General features: G+C 70.7%; 18 protein-coding genes. 7 read left to right on the forward strand and 11 right to left on the reverse strand.

Annotation, left to right across the window (positions count from 1 at the left end; translation table 11 throughout):
- Positions 1-99 precede the first annotated feature (99 nt).
- From J1M46_RS05075 to dut, 4 genes are all read right to left on the reverse strand, one after another.
- Complete coding sequence (locus J1M46_RS05075; RefSeq protein ID WP_206446838.1) at positions 100-2916, reverse strand: aconitate hydratase; 2817 nt, start codon at positions 2914-2916, stop codon at positions 100-102.
- A gap of 108 nt (positions 2917-3024) precedes the next feature.
- Positions 3025-3828 carry a DUF3159 domain-containing protein gene (locus tag J1M46_RS05080; RefSeq protein WP_206446839.1) on the reverse strand — a complete coding sequence of 268 codons (804 nt, stop codon included), beginning with the start codon at positions 3826-3828 and terminating at the stop codon, positions 3025-3027.
- 2 nt (positions 3829-3830) lie between these two features.
- Positions 3831-4427, reverse strand: a complete 597-nt coding sequence (locus tag J1M46_RS05085; RefSeq protein WP_206446840.1) for a DUF3710 domain-containing protein — start codon at positions 4425-4427, stop codon at positions 3831-3833.
- Positions 4424-4876, reverse strand: coding sequence for a dUTP diphosphatase (dut, locus tag J1M46_RS05090; RefSeq protein WP_206446841.1), 453 nt, complete (start codon positions 4874-4876; stop codon positions 4424-4426). Before dut ends, J1M46_RS05085 begins: the two co-directional genes overlap by 4 nt.
- Before the next feature lie 69 nt (positions 4877-4945).
- Here dut and J1M46_RS05095 point away from each other — a divergent pair, with 69 nt between their 5' ends.
- The gene (locus J1M46_RS05095) at positions 4946-5401 is read left to right on the forward strand and encodes a DUF3093 domain-containing protein (protein ID WP_206446842.1); all 456 of its coding nucleotides are present in this window, start codon (positions 4946-4948) and stop codon (positions 5399-5401) included.
- Between the two features lie 43 nt (positions 5402-5444).
- Here J1M46_RS05095 and J1M46_RS05100 read toward each other — a convergent pair whose 3' ends face one another.
- Positions 5445-5732 (reverse strand): DUF4193 domain-containing protein, encoded by a 288-nt coding sequence (locus tag J1M46_RS05100; RefSeq protein WP_092919696.1) that lies wholly within the window; start codon positions 5730-5732, stop codon positions 5445-5447.
- Positions 5733-5966: 234 nt separating this feature from the next.
- Between J1M46_RS05100 and sepH the strand changes: the two genes are divergently transcribed.
- The 4 genes from sepH to J1M46_RS05120 all read left to right on the forward strand — a co-directional run bounded on the left by sepH (position 5967) and on the right by J1M46_RS05120 (position 10843).
- Positions 5967-7199 carry a septation protein SepH gene (gene sepH / locus J1M46_RS05105; RefSeq protein WP_206446843.1) on the forward strand — a complete coding sequence of 411 codons (1233 nt, stop codon included), beginning with the start codon at positions 5967-5969 and terminating at the stop codon, positions 7197-7199.
- Between the two features lie 134 nt (positions 7200-7333).
- A complete protein-coding gene (locus tag J1M46_RS05110) occupies positions 7334-8701 on the forward strand; it encodes an MFS transporter (RefSeq protein ID WP_206446844.1) in 1368 nt (455 codons plus the stop codon).
- 106 nt (positions 8702-8807) lie between these two features.
- Positions 8808-9722 (forward strand): NAD(P)-dependent oxidoreductase, encoded by a 915-nt coding sequence (locus tag J1M46_RS05115; protein WP_206446845.1) that lies wholly within the window; start codon positions 8808-8810, stop codon positions 9720-9722.
- A complete protein-coding gene (locus J1M46_RS05120; RefSeq protein WP_206446846.1) occupies positions 9722-10843 on the forward strand; it encodes an alcohol dehydrogenase catalytic domain-containing protein in 1122 nt (373 codons plus the stop codon). Before J1M46_RS05115 ends, J1M46_RS05120 begins: the two co-directional genes overlap by 1 nt.
- A 3-nt stretch (positions 10844-10846) precedes the next feature.
- On the opposite strand, the gene J1M46_RS05125 is transcribed toward J1M46_RS05120, so the two are convergent.
- Both J1M46_RS05125 and J1M46_RS05130 read right to left on the reverse strand, forming a co-directional pair.
- A complete protein-coding gene (locus J1M46_RS05125; RefSeq protein WP_206446847.1) occupies positions 10847-11266 on the reverse strand; it encodes a hypothetical protein in 420 nt (139 codons plus the stop codon).
- 56 nt (positions 11267-11322) lie between these two features.
- On the reverse strand, positions 11323-12318 hold the full coding sequence (locus tag J1M46_RS05130) for an alkaline phosphatase family protein (RefSeq protein WP_342384282.1): 996 nt from the start codon (positions 12316-12318) through the stop codon (positions 11323-11325).
- A 113-nt stretch (positions 12319-12431) separates the two neighbouring features.
- On the opposite strand from J1M46_RS05130, the gene J1M46_RS05135 reads away from it, so the two are divergent.
- Positions 12432-14897, forward strand: coding sequence for a DNA gyrase/topoisomerase IV subunit A (locus J1M46_RS05135; RefSeq protein ID WP_206446849.1), 2466 nt, complete (start codon positions 12432-12434; stop codon positions 14895-14897).
- Positions 14898-14910: 13 nt separating this feature from the next.
- On the opposite strand, the gene J1M46_RS05140 is transcribed toward J1M46_RS05135, so the two are convergent.
- Complete coding sequence (locus J1M46_RS05140) at positions 14911-17004, reverse strand: DNA topoisomerase IV subunit B (RefSeq protein ID WP_206446850.1); 2094 nt, start codon at positions 17002-17004, stop codon at positions 14911-14913.
- Positions 17005-17233: 229 nt separating this feature from the next.
- Here J1M46_RS05140 and J1M46_RS05145 point away from each other — a divergent pair, with 229 nt between their 5' ends.
- On the forward strand, positions 17234-17455 hold the full coding sequence (locus tag J1M46_RS05145; protein WP_206446851.1) for a DUF7455 domain-containing protein: 222 nt from the start codon (positions 17234-17236) through the stop codon (positions 17453-17455).
- A 109-nt stretch (positions 17456-17564) separates the two neighbouring features.
- Here J1M46_RS05145 and J1M46_RS05150 read toward each other — a convergent pair whose 3' ends face one another.
- The 3 genes from J1M46_RS05150 to J1M46_RS05160 are packed head-to-tail and all read right to left on the reverse strand — an operon-like array spanning position 17565 to position 19891.
- Positions 17565-18362 carry an amino acid ABC transporter ATP-binding protein gene (locus J1M46_RS05150; RefSeq protein ID WP_274606909.1) on the reverse strand — a complete coding sequence of 266 codons (798 nt, stop codon included), beginning with the start codon at positions 18360-18362 and terminating at the stop codon, positions 17565-17567.
- Positions 18352-19008 carry an ABC transporter permease subunit gene (locus J1M46_RS05155; RefSeq protein WP_206446852.1) on the reverse strand — a complete coding sequence of 219 codons (657 nt, stop codon included), beginning with the start codon at positions 19006-19008 and terminating at the stop codon, positions 18352-18354. Before J1M46_RS05155 ends, J1M46_RS05150 begins: the two co-directional genes overlap by 11 nt.
- 34 nt (positions 19009-19042) lie before the next feature.
- Positions 19043-19891, reverse strand: coding sequence for an amino acid ABC transporter substrate-binding protein (locus J1M46_RS05160; RefSeq protein WP_206446853.1), 849 nt, complete (start codon positions 19889-19891; stop codon positions 19043-19045).
- Between the last annotated feature and the right edge of the window lie 6 nt (positions 19892-19897).

The following is a 19897-nucleotide window of genomic DNA, read 5'->3' on the forward strand; positions in this document are numbered from 1 at the left end:
CGCCGTTCAGGCTACTCCGCAATCGTCTCGACGATCGGGCAAGGAATGCAGAACAGCCCCGCACTCTCGAGGAGCGCGGGGCCGTTCGTGCAACTGGGATCAGACCAGCGAGCGGAGGACGTACTGGAGGATGCCGCCGTGGCGGTAGTAGTCGGCCTCACCGGGCGTGTCGATGCGCACGTCGGCATCGAACTCGACCGTCTGCTTGCCCTCGGGGCTGTGGTCGGTCGGCTCGGCGATCACGTGCACCGTCTTCGGCGTGCGGCCCTCGTTCAGCTCGGTCAGACCCGAGATCGAGATCGACTCGGTGCCGTCGAGGCCGAGCGACGACCAGCTCTCCCCTGCCGGGAACTGCAGCGGCACGACGCCCATGCCGATGAGGTTGGAGCGGTGGATGCGCTCGAACGACTCGACGATGACCGCGGAGACGCCGAGCAGGCTCGTGCCCTTGGCAGCCCAGTCGCGGCTCGAGCCCGAGCCGTACTCCTTGCCGCCCAGCACGACGAGCGGGGTGCCCTGCGCCTGGTAGTTGACGGATGCGTCGTAGATCGCCGCCTGGTCGCCGGCGTCGGTCGTGAAGTCACGGGTGAAGCCGCCCTCCACGCCGTCGAGCAGCTGGTTCTTCAGCCGGATGTTCGCGAACGTGCCGCGGATCATGATCTCGTGGTTGCCGCGACGCGAGCCGTAGGAGTTGAAGTCCTTGCGCTCGACGCCGTGCTCGGTCAGGTAGTGACCCGCCGGGCTGTCGGCCTTGATCGCGCCTGCCGGCGAGATGTGGTCGGTGGTGACCGAGTCGCCGAGCGCGGCCAGCACGCGGGCGCCCTGCACGTCGGCCACGGGCGTGAGCTCCATCGTCATGCCCTCGAAGTACGGGGGCTTCCGGACGTAGGTCGACTCGGCATCCCACTCGAAGACGTCGCCGTCGGGCGTGGGCAGGCTCTGCCAGCGCTCGTCGCCGTCGAACACGGCACCGTACTGCTTGATGAACATCTCGGTGTCGATCGACGAGTCGATCGTCGACTGCACCTCTTCGGCCGAGGGCCAGATGTCGGCGAGGAAGACGTCTTGGCCGTCCTTGCCCTTGCCCAGCGGCTGGTTCTCGAAGTCGAAGTCCATCGTGCCCGCGAGCGAGTATGCGATGACCAGCGGCGGCGACGCGAGGTAATTCATCTTCACGTCGGGGTTGATGCGACCCTCGAAGTTGCGGTTGCCGGAGAGCACGGCGGAGACCGAGAGATCGTGCTCGTTGATCGCCGCGGAGACCTCTTCGATGAGTGGGCCCGAGTTGCCGATGCACGTAGTGCAGCCGTAGCCGACCGTGTAGAAGCCGAGCTCGTCGAGATCCTTCGTCAGACCCGACTTGTCGTAGTAGTCGGTGACGACCTTCGAGCCTGGAGCCAGCGTCGTCTTGACCCACGGCTTGGCCTTGAGCCCCTGCGCAACCGCCTTGCGCGCGAGCAGACCAGCGGCGAGCATCACCGAGGGGTTCGACGTGTTGGTGCACGAGGTGATGGCGGCGATGGTGACGGCGCCATGGTCGAGCACATACGATTCGCCGCTGGCCGACTGCACCTCAACCGGATGGGACACCGAGTGGGGCCCGCCGCTGTTGATGTGCACCTCGCGGGTGTCCGAGTCCTCGTCGCCGGGGCCGGCGCCGGGGTCGGATGCGGGGAACGAGTGCTTCGACTCGAGGTCGACCATCGAGTTGCTCGTAGACGCGGTCGCGTAGTTCAGGATGTCCTTCGAGAACTGCGCCTTCGCCTTCGACAGCTCGATGCGGTCCTGCGGACGCTTCGGGCCGGCGATCGACGGCACGACGGTGCTCAGGTCGAGCTCGAGGTACTCCGAGAACTCCGGCTCGACCGAGGGGTCGTGCCACAGGCCCTGCTGCTTCGCGTAGGCCTCGACGAGCGCGACCTGCTGCTCGTCGCGGCCGGTGAGCCGCAGGTAGTCGAGCGTGACGTCGTCGACCGGGAAGATGGCGGCCGTCGAGCCGAACTCTGGGCTCATGTTGCCGATCGTCGCGCGGTTGGCGAGCGGCACGGCGCCGACGCCGGTGCCGTAGAACTCGACGAACTTGCCCACCACGCCGTGCTTGCGGAGCAGTTCGGTGATGGTGAGCACCACATCCGTCGCCGTCACGCCGGTGGCGATCTCGCCCGTGAGCCTGAAGCCGACAACCCGCGGGATGAGCATCGAGACGGGCTGGCCGAGCATGGCCGCCTCAGCCTCGATGCCGCCCACGCCCCAGCCGAGCACGCCCAGGCCGTTGACCATCGTGGTGTGCGAGTCGGTGCCGACGACGGTGTCGGGGTAGACGGTCAGCTCGCCGTCGAACTCGCGGGCGTAGGTGACCTTCGCGAGGTTCTCGATGTTGACCTGGTGCACGATGCCGGTGCCCGGCGGGACCACCTTGAAGTCGTCGAAGGCCGTCTGGCCCCAGCGCAGGAACTGGTAGCGCTCGCCGTTGCGCTGGTACTCGATCTCGACGTTGCGCTCGAACGCGTCGGGGGTGCCGAACAGGTCGGCGATCACCGAGTGGTCGATCACGAGCTCGACGGGTGCGAGCGGGTTGATCTGGTTGGCGTCGCCGCCCAGCTCCGCCACGGCCTCGCGCATGGTCGCGAGATCGACGATGCAGGGCACGCCGGTGAAGTCCTGGAGCACGACGCGCGCCGGTGTGAACTGGATCTCGACGTTGGGCTCTGCCGACGCATCCCACGAGCCGAGCGCCTCGATCTGCTGCTTCGTGACGTTCGCGCCGTCCTCGGTGCGCAGCAGGTTCTCGAGCAGCACCTTGAGGCTGAACGGCAGGCGCTCATGCCCCGCCACCTTGTCGATTCGGTAGAGCGTGTAGTCGGTGCCTCCGACTGACAGCGAGCTCTTGCTGTCGAAGCTGTTCGGATTCGCCATGGTGACTCCTTAGCGGTCTCGCAGGATGCGCTGGATGCGCCTCGAGTGTATGCCTCGGGCCTTCGCCGTGGGCGGGCTCGAAGCGAGTTATCTTGACGTCAAGATATCTTAGCGCGTTCCCGGTTCCGGCGTGCCCGCTGGCGTGTCTGCGTCCGGAGTCTCGAGCACGGTGCGCACCATCAGCCACGTCACCCAGAGTGTCGCGAGGTAGAGCGGCACGCCCATCAGGATCTTCGCGCCGGCGAGCAGCTCGACCGCGCCCACGGTCCCCTGCTCCGCGGCGAAGTACAGCGGCACCTGCACCGCGAGGCGGGCACCGATGACGATCAACCACAGGATCGTCGACTGCCAGGCGACCGTGCGCTTGGCCCGCTCGGTGCGCCACGCGTGCGGCGTCGCTGTGAGGGCGCCGGCGATCACGCCGACGAGCGGTCGCCGCAGCAGCATGCTGGTCAGCAGCACCAGCACGACCACCGTGTTGACGGTGAAGCCCCAGAGGAAGTTGTCCTCGCCCTGGCCGGTGAACAGTGCCACCACGGCCGAGATCCCTACGCCGATGAGGCCCGCGAACGCGAGCACGGGCTGCCCCTTCTGCAGCACGCGCCAGGCGACGAAGCCGATGGAGATGACCAGCGGCACCAGCACCGAGAGCCAGACGGTCTTCGTGGTCGCGTAGAGCACCAGGAAGACGATGCCGGGCAGCAGCGACTCGATGAGGCCGCGGACGCCGCCCATCGCCTCGATCAGCGCGCGGGGACTCGGCTTCGCGGTCGGGTCGAGCTGGCCGAGCTTCGAGCCGCGGATCGCGCCGCCCACCTGGTCGGCGAACGACGGCTCGCGCGGCTGCTCCGGATCGGGCTGGTCGTGCGGGTCTCGCTCGTGGGACTCGCCGTCGTGAGACTCCCCCGCCACCGTCACGCCGACTTCGGGGCGCGGAGCGCGATGAGCTCGCGAGGCGGCATCGGCTCGACGCCTCGGCACACCACGGTCGAGCGGAAGAGCTCGATCGCGGCGGCGGCCTTCGTGTCGTCGATCGCCGCCTGGCCGCCGATCAGGCCCTGCAGCATCCAGCGCGGGCCGTCGACACCGATGATCCGCACGGCCCGCGGAGCGCCGTCAGGCCCGGACTGCAGGCGCGCCCGCAGCTCGCGTCCGAGCAGCCCCTCGGCCTCCTCGACCGTGGCGCCCTGGCGCTCCAGCTGGGTGCGCAGCACCTCGCGCACCGGCGCCCAGATGCCCTCGCTGCGCGGAGCCGCGAACGGCTGCAGCTGCACGGTCGAGCCCTCGTGCTCGAGGGTGACCGCCACGATCCGCTTCGTCTTCTCCTCGACCTCCAGGCGCATCTGCATCCCCGGCCGCGGCACGATGCGCAGGCCTCCGAGGTCGACGTAGGGGCGCACGGGCGCCTCGGACTCGTCGAGCGGGCCGACTTCGGCGCGATCGGCCGGTGCGCTCTTCTCGACCAGCTCCTCGTCGTCGCGCAGCTGACCGTCGTCAGTGGTCTCCGTCATCGTGCTGTCCCCTCTGGTGCGGCGCCGTGGCCGGTGGATCCGTGCCCGCGCTCGCCTCGATCCGATCCCGGCAGTCGCTCGACCTCGATGAACCGGGCGCGCTCGACACGCTGCACGATCAGCTGCGCGATGCGGTCGCCGACCTCGATGCGGTGCGGCTCGTCGCCGGTGTTGAGCAGGTTGACCTTGATCTCGCCCCGATAGCCCGCGTCCACGGTGCCCGGCGCGTTCACGATCGTGATCCCGTGCTTGGCAGCCAGGCCGCTGCGCGGGTGCACGAAGGCGGCGTAGCCGTCCGGCAGGGCGATCGCGATCCCCGTGCCGACCAGCGCGCGCTGGCCGGGTTCGAGGGTCACCGCCTCTGCGGCGTGCATGTCTGCACCGGCGTCTCCCGGGTGCGCGTAGGCGGGCACCGGCGTTCCGGTGATGAGGATCTCGACCTGATGCATCGCAGTCGAGGCTAGCCGAGCACCGCACGCGCGGCGAACCGGAGTTGCGGGACACGGGATGATGGAGGCATGGAATCCGTCCCCTCGCACCGCGAACGGCTCGTGCCGCCGTGGTGGATGCTCGCCGTCCTGCTCCTCATCGTGCCCGCCGCACTGCTGGTGTTCCTGCCCGTCAGCATCGTGACCGGCATGATCGTCGCCATCGGCCTCTACGCCGCGATCGTGCTGGCGCTCTGGCTCGGCGCGCCGAGCATCGAGCTGCGCGACGGCCAGCTGCGCGCGGGCAGGGCCCGCATCGGCGTGCACGAGCTCGGCACACCGGATGCGGTGCTGGGCTCCGAGGCGAAGCTCGCCCTGCGGGCGGGCTGGGATCCCGCAGACCATCACGTCGTCTCACCCTGGACCACCTCGCTCGTGCGCGTGCCGGTGATCGACGAGGAGGACCCCACGCCTGCCTGGATCATGAGCACCCGCCGACCGGAGCGCCTCGCCGCCGCCATCGAGGCGGCGCAGAAGAGCCGCTGACGCGACGCGTCAGCGGCTCAGTGCTGGCCTGTGCGGGAGCGACTCAGGACGCGCACTCCGCGCAGATCGGCCCGAGCTTGGTCTCGTGGTCGAACTGCAGGCGGTCCTTCACCAGGAAGCAGCTCACGCAGGTGAACTCGTGCTCCTGCGGGGGCAGCACTACCACGTCGAGCTCGACATCGGCGAGGTCGGCTGCGGAGAGGTCGAAGCTGCCGGGGTTGTCGGCGTCGTCGTCAGTCGCGACGCTCTTCGACGGCACTCGCTCCTTGAGCGCCTCGATCGACTCGTTCTCGTCGTCGGTCTTGCGCGGGGCGTCGTAATCGGTGGCCATCTGGCATTTCCTTGCTGGGCGTTGGTGGGCGGCGTCGGCGCACATTCTGCACGAAAGCGGCATCCGAGGCAAATCAGATATCCAGGTGCGGCTCGTGCGTCGATACGTTGCTGGGCAGGCCGGTGTCCTGCACCGCATGGAACGCACGGCGCGCCCGCCCCATTCCCGCTCAGGCGACGGTCTGCGTGGGATGCTGTCGCAATCTGAGATCTGGCCAGGAAGGACCGACGAATCATGCAGCAGCTGAGCGTCATCGGCGTCGAGGACGACGTGCTCATCCTCGAGTCCGCGTCCGGCGAGCGCTTCCGCGTGCCCGTCGATGCCCTGCCCGAGCACCGCAAGCCGGCGGCAGCGATCCCCCACCGGGAGCGCAAGGCCCGACCGCGCGACATTCAGGCGCTCATCCGCGGCGGCATGACCGCCGAGGAGGTCGCTTCGGTGACCGGCGAGGAGCTCGCCTACATCGAGCGCTTCGAAGGGCCCGTGGTCGCCGAGCGTAACCATGTGCTCGCCTCGGCACTCTCGATCCCGGTCGCATCCGGCGACATCGATCCGCTCGCGGGCGAGACGACCTTCGGGGCCGCGATCGACGAGCGACTGAGCGACCTGCGCGCATCCGACCGCACGTGGGCGGCCTGGAAGGACGCCGAAGGTGGTGCCTGGACGGTGCGCCTGCGCTTCACGACGGAGGCGATCCAGCACGAGGCCGTCTGGGGCTACGAGCCCAAAAAGGCGACGCTGACGCCGCGCGGCAAGGAGGCGACCTCGCTCAGCCAGACCGGCGACGCGACGAGCGTGCTCGTGCCACGACTGCGGGCGATCGATCGTCAGCAGCGCCCTGCGGCCCCCGATGCCGCCGCCACGGCACCGGTCTCGGCTCCGGCACCCGCCGACGACGCGGACGCACCTCCGATCTCGCAGCGCGCGGCGCAGCGCGACACGGGTCGCTTCCACTCCGACGCCTTCCGCATCCAGCGCGCCACCACCCGTCCCGCTCCCGAGCCGGTCGAGCCCGGAGTCGGCCTCGAGGAGGCCGTCGAGAGCTCCTCGGCGCCCGCGCCGTCCGAGGCGCCCGCCCCCAGTCGGCAGCAGGAGCCCACGAAGGCCGACAACCCGTGGCTGCGCCGTCGCGGCGGCGAGGTGGGCAGCCAGCCGGAGGACGTGCAGCACGCGGCGATCAACCGTCCTGCGGCATCCGCGCAGCCCAACCACACCGCGGAGCTGCTCGATGCCCTGCGCCGCCGCCGCAGCGAGCGCGAGGCGACGCTGCGCACGGCCGAGAGCGAGCCGAGCCTGTTCGAGGTCGAGCCAGAGACCGCCGACGCGGCGCCGTCGGCGCCTGCTCAGCAGGAGCAGCGCCCGCAGCGCGCCACCGGCACAGGACCGGTGCCCGGCCGCAAGCGCGGCTCGCGCGCCGCCATGCCCAGCTGGGACGAGATCGTCTTCGGCTCGCGCACCGACGACTGACCGCGACGGCCGCGAAGCGGGAGGCGCCCTGGCGCCTCCCGCTTCGGCGTTTCCTGAGCAGAAATGCAGACATGAACGGCACGTCATGTTAGGTTGCTCGACGGCACGTCCCGTGCACCTACAAGGAGGTAGGCATGACCCAGTCCGTCCATGACACGTCGAGAGACAACACCCGCAAGGGGCTCGGCAAGGTCGTCACCGCCTCGATGGCAGGCACTGTCGTCGAGTGGTACGAGTTCTTCCTGTACGCCACCGCGGCGACGATCGTCTTCAACGTGCTCTTCTTCCCGCCCAGCGATGACCCGTACGCGCCCATCATCAGCGCGTTCCTCACCTACGCGGTGGGCTTCATCGCGCGCCCGCTCGGCGGCATCGTGTTCGGCCACTTCGGCGACAAGTACGGGCGCAAGAAGCTGCTGCAGCTCGCGATCATCCTGGTCGGCGTCTCGACGTTCCTGATGGGCTGCCTGCCCACCTTCGAGCAGATCGGCTACTGGGCTCCGGCGCTGCTGGTCATCCTGCGCTTCTTCCAGGGCTTCGCGGTCGGCGGCGAATGGGGCGGCGGCGTGCTGCTGGTCGCCGAGCACGCTCCCAACAAGGAGCGCGGATTCTGGGCGTCGTTCCCGCAGGCGGCGGTGCCGATCGGCAACCTGCTCGCCACGGTCGTGCTGCTCGTGCTGCAGTGGACGCTCGACGACGAGGCGTTCCTCAGCTGGGGCTGGCGCATCGCGTTCTGGCTCTCGGTCGTCATCGTCGCGATCGGCTACTACATCCGCACCCGCATCGAGGACGCGCCGATCTTCCAGCAGGTCAAGGATGAGGTCGCGGCCTCGAAGGCGCAGGGCTACGGCGTCACCGAGGTGTTGAAGCGCTACCCCAAGGGCGTGCTGACGGCCATGGGCCTGCGCTTCGCCGAGAACATCCTGTACTACCTGGTGGTGGTCTTCTCGATCACCTACCTGGGCGTCGCGATGGAGTACGACGTGACCCGAGTGCTCGGCCTGATGGCGATCGCCCACGTGGCGCACATGATCTTCGTGCCGCTGGTGGGCCGCTTCGTCGACACCGTCGGACGGCGGCCCGTCTACATGGCCGGCGCGATCACCGGTGCGTCGTGGGGCTTCATCGCCTTCCCGATGTTCCAGAGCGGCAACGACGCGATCATCCTGCTCGGCATCGTGCTCGGGCTGTTCTTCCACGCACTCATGTACGCCGGCCAGCCGGCGATCATGGCCGAGATCTTCCCGACGCGCATGCGCTACTCGGGTGTCTCGCTCGGCTACCAGGTCACCTCGATCGTCGCGGGCTCGCTCGCACCGATCATCGCCACGGCGCTGCTGCGGCAGTACGAGAGCCACATCCCGGTGGCGATCTACCTCTTGATCGCCTGCGTGATCACCCTGATCGCGGTGTTCGCGCTCAAGGAGACCAAGGGCATCTCGCTGCACGACGTCGACGACGAGGACCGTCGCCGCGTGCTGGAGGAGAGGGGCACGGTCTGATCGCTCGATCAGCACCCTGATCGGGACGGGCGGTGAGCGCGAGTTCGCCGCCCGTTCCGCGTCTCACGGGATAGCGTGGAAGTCACACCTTCGGAAGGAATCGACGATGACGTCAATCGCCTGGATCGGGCTCGGCAACATGGGCAGCCGCATGTCCTCCCACCTGGTCTCCGCCGGCCATGAGGTGAAGGGCTACGACGTCGTCGACGCCCTGCGAGCAGGCGCGTCGCAGCACGGCATCACGGCGGTGGACTCGATCGGCGAGGCGGTGGACGGCGCGGCGGTCGTCATCCTGAGCCTCCCCAAGGGCGAGCACGTGCGCTCGGTGCTCGCCGACGCCGACGGGGTCTTCGACCACGCCGCCCCGAACACGCTCATCCTCGACACCTCGACGGTCGACCTCGACACCTCGCGCTGGTGCCACGACGAGGCCGACGCGCGCGGCTTCCGCTTCGTCGACTCCCCGGTCTCGGGCGGCACGCAGGGCGCCGAGGCCGGCACGCTCGCCTTCATGCTCGGCGGCAGCGACGCCGACGTGGCAGACGCCAAGGCGATCGTCACGCCCATGGCGGGCAACGTGCTCGCGGTCGGCGAGGCCACGCACGGCATCGCGGCGAAGCTCGTGAACAACATGATGCTCGGCGTCTCGATCCTCGCGATGTCCGAGGGCTCGCAGCTCGCCCACCAGCTCGGACTCGACCCGAAGGCGTTCTTCGACGTCGCCCGCGTCTCCTCCGGCGACTCGTGGGCGGTGCGCACCTGGTACCCGGTGCCGGGCGTGGTGCCGGGCGCAGCCGCCAACCAGAACTTCGACGCCTCCTTCTCAGCGATGCTCGCCCACAAGGACGTCACCCTTGCCGTCGCGGGTGCCGAGGCGGCCGGCGTGCACGTGCCCGCGGCGACGCTCATCCGCGACCAGCTGCAGCGACTGCTCGACGACGGCTTCGGCGGCAAGGACTGCACGCTCGTGGTGCGCGAGGCGAGCCCTGACGGCTCGGTCGAGGGCTGGAACGGCAGCTGATGCGCATCCGCGGCGCCGTGCTGCGCGCGATCGGCGCCGAGCGCCCCTTCGCGCAGTCGCAGCCGCTCGAGCTGGTCGAGCTCGAGCTCGACGACCCCGGCCCCGGTGAGCTGCTGATCCGCATCGAGGCCGCCGGCCTGTGCCACAGCGACCTCTCTGTGGTCGACGGCGCACGCCCCCGCCCGGTGCCGATGCTGCTGGGCCACGAGGCCGCCGGCATCGTCGAGGCGCTCGGCGAGGGCGTCGACGACGTGGCGCTCGGCGATCGCGTCGTGACGACGTTCCTGCCGCGCTGCGGCGAGTGTGCGGCGTGCGCCACCGACGGCCGGCTGCCCTGCGAGCGCGGCAGTGCCTCGAACGGCGCGGGCGAGCTGCTCGGCGGCGGGCGGCGCCTGCATGAGGTGGGCGACGTGGGCCGGGGAGCGGACGTGCACCATCATCTGGGCGTCTCCGCCTTCGCGACGCACGCGGTGCTCGATCGCCGCTCGGTGGTGCCGGTCGGTGCCGACGTGCCGCCGCAGGTCGCGGCCGTGCTCGGCTGCGCGATGCTCACCGGCGGCGGCGCAGTCGTCAACGCCGGCAAGCCGGCCGAAGGCGACGACATCGTGATCGTCGGTCTCGGCGGCGTCGGCATGGCCGCACTGCTGGCGGCAGCGTCACTGGGGCTCGGCAGGGTCATCGGGGTGGATGCGGTGCCCGCCAAGCTCGACACGGCACGCGAGCTGGGCGCGCACCTCGCGCTCTCCCCCGACGAGGCGCTCGATCGGGGACTGCGGGCACCCGTGGTGATCGAGGCCGCCGGCCACCCGAAGGCGTTCGAGACCGCCTTCGCCCTCACCGCGCCCGGCGGGACGACCGTGACCGTCGGCCTGCCGCATCCGGATGCCCGGTCGTCGCTGTCGCCGCTGACGTTCACCGCCGAGGCGCGCACGGTGATCGGCTCCTACCTGGGTTCGGCCGTGCCCTCGCGCGACATCCCGCGCTACGAGCAGCTGTGGCGCGAGGGGCGGCTGCCGGCGGAGGCGCTCGTGACGAGCGAGATCGCGCTCGAGCAGCTCAACGAGGCGCTCGACACGCTCGCCGACGGCAAGGCGATCCGGCAGGTCGTGCGGTTCGGCTGACGCTCACGGGAGCAGCTCGTCCGATCCTCCGTCACACTGCAGGTTCCATCCTCGGCTCGCCATCGCCGCGTCCAGATCGGCCGGCGGCACGGCAGCCACCTCGATCGAGGGGATGGATGAGCCGTAGCTGCACGTCGCGACGATGGCCCAGTCGTGGTAGCCGGCCGGCGGCGCGCCCTCGAACACGTCCTGCGCCTGCCCGACGCCCGTCGCGATCCGGGCGTCGATCATGCCGATCGTGCCCTCGCGCGCCAGCGCCAGTGCATCGCCCACGGTAACCCCTGAACCGGGCTCGATCGCTGCGAGCACGGCCGTGATCTCGGGCTCGGAGAGCGGCGCGGGCCCCGAGGCGCACCCCGTCAGCAGCAGCGCGGCACCCCCGACCAGCGCAGCCACGGTCGCGCGGGTCGACCTCGTCACCATGGACGCCTCCTCCTGGGCGCCGTCGCCCCTCAGCCGCAGAGTAGCCGAGTTGCCGCTCACGCGAAGGCGCCGAAGCGGCGCAGCGGCACGCGCAGCTCGTCGGGCGTCAGCGAGCCGTGCTGACCGATCATGCCGCGGGCCTTGTCGAGCTCGTCGACGTAGATCGCGCGCCGGCCGCGCGCAGCGACGAGCACGTCGCCCAGCCGCGGCGCGACCTCCGGGTGCAGCGGCCCCAGCCAGCCGGCGTCGACCACCTGCTGCCTGGTGGCGACCCACGCCGCATCGCCGAGCCATGCCTGCCACTCGTGCGCCAGCGCATCCGCCGTCGTGCCCTCGGCCTGCGCCTCGGCCGACAGATGCAGCTGCAGGCACCGCGGCTCCCCCGCCACGTGCGCAACGGCATCGAGCAGCCCCTGCGGCACGATGAGGTGAGCGGATGCGTCGACGTCGACCATGCCGTGATCTGCGGTGACGATGAGGCCCGTCTGGTGCGGCAGCGCGTCGGCGAGCGCACGGATGTGGCCGTCGAGCTGCTCGAGGGCGTCGATCCAGCGGTCGCTCTGCCAGCCGTGCTCGTGGCCGATGCGGTCGAGCTCCGGCACGTAGAGGTAGACCAGCGCGCGCTCGCGGGCAGCCTCGGCAGCGATCGCGAAGCGGTCAGCCATCGAGCGGCCGCCCCGGTACTCAGCACCGCGCAGCACCGCGTGCGTGAAGCCGCTCTCGGCGTGCTTCGGCTCCGCGATCACGATCGACGGCTGCTGCTCGAAGAGGGTCGGCAGGCGCTGCCAGAGGGCCGGATCCATCGGCCCGCCCCAGTCGCGCAGCTGGTTACGCACCCCCACCCCGGGCACGAGCGCGTCGTAGCCGACGATGCCGTGCTCACCGGCCAGCGCGCCGGTCGTCAGGCTCGCCAGCGCCACCGCGGTGGTGGAGGGGAAGCCCGCGTCGAGCGATCCGCCCGGCGCCGTCGCGAGGGTGCGCGCGTGCCCGGCGCGCTGCCCGAGCTGGGCCGCGCCGAGGCCGTCGACCAGCAGCACGACGGCGGTCTGCACCGCCGGCAGCGAAAGGGCGTTGGGCTCGCCGCGCGTGGCGAGCGACGAGCTGCGCAGAACGTCGGCAAGGCTCCGGGATCCGGGCGCCCTGGTCGGTAGCATTCCTTCAGCCTATGACTGCCACACCTGCCCCTCCCGCATCCGGGAACGCCGAATCCGCCGAGCGCATCGACGACATCGACGTCGCTGCCGAGATGCAGGACTCCTTCCTCGAGTACGCGTACTCCGTCATCTACGCACGCGCCCTGCCGGACGCCCGCGACGGCCTCAAGCCCGTGCAGCGGCGCATCCTCTTCCAGATGTCCGAGATGGGGCTGCGCCCCGAGAAGAGCCACGTGAAGAGCGCGCGCGTGGTCGGCGACGTGATGGGCAAGCTGCACCCGCACGGCGACACCGCGATCTACGACGCGCTCGTGCGCCTCGCGCAGCCGTTCAGCCTGCGCCTGCCGCTGATCGACGGGCACGGCAACTTCGGCTCGCTCGACGACGGCCCCGCCGCCGCCCGCTACACCGAGGCGCGCCTGGCCGCCGCGGGCCTGTCGCTCACGGAGGGCCTCGACGAGGACGTCGTCGACTTCGTGCCCAACTACGACAACTCGTACCAGCAGCCCGACGTGCTGCCGGCCTCCTACCCGAACCTGCTCGTCAACGGCGCGAGCGGCATCGCGGTGGGCATGGCGACGAACATGGCGCCCCACAACCTCGTCGAGGTCGTGCAGGCGGCCAAGCACCTGCTCGCGCACCCCGACGCATCCGTCACCGACCTCATGCGGCACGTGCCCGGCCCCGACCTGCCCGGCGGCGGCGTCATCGTCGGCCTCGACGGCATCAAGGATGCGTACGAGTCGGGCCGCGGCGCGTTCAAGACCCGCGCGCGCACCTCGATCGAGCGGCAGGGCCGCAAGACGCAGATCATCGTCACCGAGCTGCCCTACCAGGTGGGCCCGGAGCGCCTGATCGAGAAGATCAAGGACGGCGTGCAGTCGAAGAAGCTGCAGGGGCTCTCCGACGTGCAGGACTTCACCGACCGCAAGCACGGCCTGCGGCTCGTGATCGGCATCAAGACCGGCTTCGACCCCGAGGCGGTGCTGCAGCAGCTCTACCGCTTCACGCCGCTCGAGGACGGCTTCTCGATCAACAACGTCGCGCTCGTCGAGGGCAAGCCGGAGACGCTCGGGCTGAAGCAGCTGCTGCGGGTCTACATCGACCACCGCGTCTCGGTGGTGCGCCGCCGCAGCGAGTTCCGGCTGGCGAAGAAGCGCGACCGGCTGCACCTGGTCGAGGGCCTGCTGATCGCGATCCTCGACATCGACGAGGTCATCCAGGTCATCCGCTCCTCGGACGACTCGGAGCAGGCGCGCGGGCGGCTGCAGGGCATCTTCGACCTCTCGGAGGCGCAAGCCGAGTACATCCTCGAGCTGCGGCTGCGGCGGCTGACGAAGTTCAGCCGCATCGAGCTCGAGGCCGAGCGCGACGAGCTGAAGGCGCAGATAGCCGAGCTCGAGCGCATCCTCGGCTCGGTCGAGGCACTGCACACAGTGGTCTCCGACGAGCTCGACGAGGTCGCCGAGCGCTTCGGCACGCCGCGCCGCACGCTGCTCACGAACGGCAACGGCCAGCCGACCACCGGCCGCGCCTCGGCCGCCAAGCTCGCCGCGAGCCTCGAGATCGCGGATGCGCCCACGCGCGTGCTGCTGTCGGCCACCGGCCGCGTCGTGCGCGTCGACGGCGACGAGCCCATCCCCGTGCCCTCGCGGCGCAGCCGCCACGACGCCATCCGCTCGGTCGTCGGCACCACCACCCGCGGCGCCTTCGGCATCGTCACCTCGTCGGGGGCCGTGCTGCGCCTGACGCCGGCCGACCTGCCCAGCGTGCCTCCCGCATCCGTCGGCCTCACAGCCGGCATCAAGGTGCGCGAGCTCGGCGCCTTCGAGCGCGGCGAGGAGCCGGTCGCGCTCATCGATCTGACGAGCCCTGCCCAGGGCGACGCCGTGCCATGGCTCGTCGCCACCGCGACGGGCAGCGTGAAGCGAGTCAAGCCCACCGAGCTGCGCGATCGCGACCGCGAGAGCATCATCTCGCTCAAGGACGGCGACCGGGTGGTCGGCATCGCGCCCGCCCCGGACGACGCCTGGATCGTGCTCGTCACGAGCGACGCGCAGCTGCTGCGCTTCCCCGCCGCGCAGGTGAACCCGCAGGGCGCGGGCGCCGCCGGCATGAAGGGCATCGGACTCAAGGCGGATGCGTCGGTGACGTTCGCGGGCGTCGTCGACGAGGGTGCCCAGGTCGTCACCGTCACCGCGGCGGCCGAGACGCTCGCCGGGCTCGACGAGCCGCGGGTCAAGGTCTCCGACCTCGCGGAGTTCCCGCCCAAGGGCCGCGGCACCGGCGGCGTGCAGGCGCACCGGCTGCTGAAGGGCGAGCTCGGGCTCTCGCTGGCGTGGGTCGGTCCCTCGCCGATGGCGGTCGGCGCCGATGGCTCGCAGCGCCAGCTGCCGCCCGGCGGCGCGGCGCGCGCCGGCTCCGGGGTCGCGATCGACGGCACGATCGGCGCGGTGGGCTCGCAGCTCGGCGCCTGACGCCGCGCGGCGCTCAGGCGTCGATGCGCTCGCGGTCGACCTGGTTGGAGACGATGAGCTCGCGGCGCGGGGCGACCTCGTTGCCCATCAGCAGCTCGAAGATCTCGGTCGCCTTCTCGGCATCGCTGATCGTCACGCGCCGCAGCGTGCGCCGCGAGCGATCCATGGTCGTCTCCGCCAGCTGATCGGCATCCATCTCGCCCAAGCCCTTGTAGCGCTGCGGCGGCTCGTGCCACGACTTGCCGGCCTTCTTCAACTTCGCCAGCACGCGGTGCAGCTCGGCATCGGAGTAGGTGTACACCGCCTCGTCGGGCTTGCCGCGGTGCTTGACGAGCACGCGGTGCAGCGGCGGCACGGCCGCGAACACGCGCCCCTCCTCGATCAGGGGACGCATGTAGCGATGGATGAGCGTGAGCAGCAGGGTGCGGATGTGTGCGCCGTCGACATCGGCGTCGGAGAGCATGATCACCTTGCCGTAGCGCGCGGCGGAGAGGTCGAACGAGCGGCCGGAGCCGGCGCCGATCGACTGGATGATCGCCGCGCACTCGGCGTTGCCGAGCATGTCGCCGACCGAGGCCTTCTGCACGTTCAGGATCTTGCCGCGGATGGGCAGGATCGCCTGGAACTCGCTGTCGCGCGCGGGCTTGGCGGTGCCGAGCGCGCTGTCGCCCTCGACGATGAACAGCTCGGTCTGCGCGACGTCGCTCGAGCGGCAGTCGACGAGCTTCACCGGCAGCGACGACGACTCGAGCGCGCTCTTGCGTCGCGCGGTCTCCTTGAGCGAGCGCGCCGACAGGCGCGCCTTCATCTCGCTCACGACCTTCTCGAGCAGCTGCCCGGCCTGCGCCTTCTCGTCCCGCTTGGACGACTTCAGGATGGCGCCCAGCTCGCGCTGCACGACCTGGGCGACGATCTGGCGCACGGCGGGCGTGCCGAGCACCTCCTTCGTCTGGCCCTCGAACTGCGGCTCCGGCAGGCGCACGGTGACGACGGCGGTGAGGCCCGCGAGGGCGTCATCCTTCTCGACCTTGTCGTTGCCGGCCTTCAGCTTGCGCGCGTTCGCGGCCACCTGGTCGCGGATCAGCTTCAGCAGCGACTGCTCGAAGCCGGCCAGGTGGGAGCCGCCCTTCGGCGTGGCGATGATGTTGACGAAGGTCTGCACGTGCGTGTCGTAGCCGGTGCCCCAGCGCAGCGCGATGTCGACCTCGCACGTGCGGTCGACCTCGCGGGTGACCATGTGGCCGGTCTCCTCGTCGAGGACGGGGATGGTCTCCTGGAAGTCGCCCTCGCCCGTCAGCCGCCAGGTCGCCGTCAGCGCCGGATCGGGCGCCAGGTACTCGGCGAACTCGGTGATGCCGCCGTCGTACCGGAAGTCGTGCACGAGGCGCTCGTCACCGCGCTCGTCGATGATCTGGATGCCGAGCCCCGGCACCAGGAAGGCCGTCTGCCGGGCACGGCGGGCGAGCTCGTCGGCGAGGAAGTCCGCGCCCTTGGTGAACACCTGCGGATCGGCCCAATAGCGCACGCGGGTGCCGGTGACGCCCTTCTTGACCTTGCCCACCTTGCGCAGCCTGGACGCATCCGTGAACGGCACGAAGGTCGCCTCGGGCGAGGGCTCCCCCTGGTCGAGGAACTCGCCGGGCTCACCGCGGTGGAACGACATCGCCCAGGTCGCGCCGTCGCGGTCGACCTCGACGTCGAGGCGCGCCGAGAGCGCGTTGACGACGGAGGCGCCGACGCCGTGCAGACCGCCGGAGGACTTGTATGCGCCGCCGCCGAACTTGCCGCCGGCGTGCAGCTTAGTGAAGATCACCTCGACGCCGGTCAGGCCCGTGCGGGGCTCGACGTCGATGGGCAGGCCGCGGGCGCGGTCGGCGACCTCGACGGAGCCGTCGGCGTGCAGCACCACCGAGATCTCGGTGCCGAAGCCGCCGAGCGCCTCGTCGACCGAGTTGTCGATGATCTCCCACAGGCAGTGCATGAGCCCGCGCGAGTCGGTCGAGCCGATGTACATGCCGGGCCGCTTGCGCACCGCCTCGAGGCCCTCGAGGACGGTCAGGTGCCGTGCCGAGTAGTCGGATGCCGCGCTTGCCAACCGATCCCCCATCCTGTCTTGCCGGTCACGCCCGATGGCCGTGACGCGCCCGGGATGCACGGGCGGGAAGCACCGTGTCGCTGCGAGCGCGCCTGCCAGCCTATGGCCGCCGAGACCCGCGCCGGCGCAGGCCACGCGGCGCGCTGCAGGGTTGCGCCGCTGGCGAACCGCCCGCGAATTGGCGGCGAACTGCCGGGTGGGCATGCGACGATGGTGCCTAGGACGAAGCAAGGAGGGCACCGTGAACGACACCCAGACCACGACGCTCGAGGTCGACGACGCGAGCGCGCCGCTGAACGGGCTCGACCGCTGCGACAGCTGCGGCGCCCAGGCGTACATCCGCGCGACCATGGAGAGCGGCACGCTGCTCTTCTGCGCCCACCACGCCGCGAAGCACCGTGAAGCCCTCCAGCCGCTCGCGAAGGTGTGGCACGACGAGTCGGAGAAGCTCAACGAGCGCTGACCCGAGCACGACCGGCAAGCGGCCCGCCCCTCGAGGGGCGGGCCGCTTCTTCGTCGCCCGGCCACCCGCGCGAGCGCTCGCGCCCAGCCCCGTCGCCGAGCTCGCGGACTCAGTGCCCGAAGGGGCCCCGGAGTCGCTGCAGGAAGCGCTTCGTGCGCTCCTTCTGCGGGTCGCCGAAGACCCGCTCCGGCGCGCCGCGCTCGACCACCACGCCCTCGTCGAAGAACGAGACCTGGTCGGCGACCTCGCGCGCGAAGCCCAGCTCGTGGGTGACGACCGCCATCGTCCAGCCCTCCTGCGCGAGCTCGGTCATGACTGCGAGCACCTCGCCGACCAGCTCCGGGTCGAGCGACGAGGTGGGCTCGTCGAACAGCAGCATGCTGGGCGCGAGCGCGAGCGCTCGCACGATGCCGACCCGCTGCTGCTGGCCGCCGGAGAGCGACGAGGGGAACGCATCCGCCTTCTCCCGCAGGCCGACGCGCTCGAGCAGCGCCAGCGCATCCGTCATCACCTCGTCGCGGGAACGGCGCTGCACGCGCAGCGGACCGATGGTGACGTTGCCGAGCACGCTCAGGTGCGGGAAGAGCTGGTGCTGCTGGAAGACCATGGCGGATGCGCGGTGCAGCGCCGCGCGCTCGGCGCGCGTGCGCGAGCTCGAGAAGTCGATCGCGAGCTCGCCGATCTCGAGCGTGCCGGCCTCCGGCGACTCGAGGCCGTTGAGCGAGCGCAGCACGGTGGTCTTGCCGGAGCCCGAGGGGCCGATGAGCGCGTGCACGGAGCCGGGCGCGATGTCGAGATCGACGCCGCGCAGCACATGGTTGTCCCCGAAGGACTTGTGCAGGCCACGGGCGCGCAGCAGCAGCCCGGAGCCAAGGTCGGATGGCGGGGGTGCGATCTCAGACGGCATAGCGGTCGAGCCTCCTCTCGATGCTGTCCTGCCCGAGCGCAAGCACGAAGCAGATGACCCAGTAGACGGCGGCCGCCACGAGGTAGACGGTGAGGAACTCGCCGCTCGGCGCGGCGATGCGCTGCGCGATGCGGAACAGCTCGGTCACCAGGATGACGGAGGTGAGCGAGGTGTCCTTCACGAGCGAGATGAACGTGTTCGACAGCGGCGGCACCGACACGCGCGCGGCCTGCGGCAGCACGATGCGCACGAGCGTCTGCCCGCGCGACATGCCGATCATCGCGCCTGCCTCCCACTGCCCCTTCGGGATGGAGAGGATGGCAGCCCGGATGATCTCGGCCGCGTAGCCGCCCACATTGAGCGAGAGCGCGATGATGGCGCTCGGCCAGGGGTCGAGGATGATGCCGATCTGCGGCATGCCGTAGAAGATCACGAACAGCTGCACGAGCATGGGTGTGCCGCGGATGATCGAGATGTAGACGCGGGCGATGCCGGAGAGCACCGCGCTGCCCGAGATGCGCATGAGCGCCATCCCGATCGCGATCAGCAGACCGAGCGCGAACGACGCGAGGGTGAGCGGGATGGTGCCCGTCAGTGCGCCGAGCGCGATCGGCCCGACCGAGTCGAGGATCAGCTGCCAGTTCACGGCGCGAGCCTACGCGGCCTCGACGTGCCGCCCGTCACGGCTGCGAGACGTCCTCGCCGAAGTACCGCTGGGAGATCTCGGTGAGGGTGCCGTCGGCGGCGAGCGCGGCGAGCGCCTCGTCGACCGCGGTCACGAGCGACTCGCTGCCGGCACGGAACGCGAGCGCGTTCTCGCTCGTCTCCTCGGTCTCGGCGACGTCGACGAGGCCGGTCTCGCCGCCCTGCGACTGCACGTAGTCGAGGTAGGTGAGGCGGTCGTTGATCGTCGCGTCGACGCGGCCCTGCCGCAGCAGCTCGGCCGCCTGGGCGAAGCCCTCGACCTCCTCGACGTCGGCGCCCGCCTCGGTCGCGATCTCGGCCCAGTTGCTCGTCAGCGACTGCGCGCTCGTGCGACCCGTGAGGTCCTCGAACGACTCGATGTCGCTGCCCTCGGCGACGATCAGCACGCCGGGCGAGTACGTGTACGGCTCGCTGAACAGGTAGCGCTCGAGGCGCTCGGGGGTGATCGAGACCTGGTTGGCGATGACGTCGACGCGGCCGGCGTCGAGCGCCGCGAAGATCGCGTCCCAGGGCGTCTCGACGAACTCCACCTCGACGCCGAACTCCTCCGCGACGGCGGTGATGATGTCGACGTCGTAGCCGGTCAGCTCGCCCGTGCCGCCCTCGCGGAACGAGAACGGCGAGTACGTGCCCTCGGTGCCCACGACGAGGACGCCGGCCTCCTGCACCTGATCGATCGTCAGGCCGGTCGACGACTCACCGCTCGCGGCGGGCTCAGCGCTCGAGGCTGGCTGGCCGCTGGCGCAGCCGGCGAGGGCGACGGAGGCGGCGGCGATGGCCGCGACGGGGGCGAGCCGGGACAGGATCGTGCGGGGACGAGGCATGAGCGC

This window comes from Agrococcus sp. KRD186, assembly GCF_017168255.1.
GTDB lineage: Bacteria > Actinomycetota > Actinomycetes > Actinomycetales > Microbacteriaceae > Agrococcus.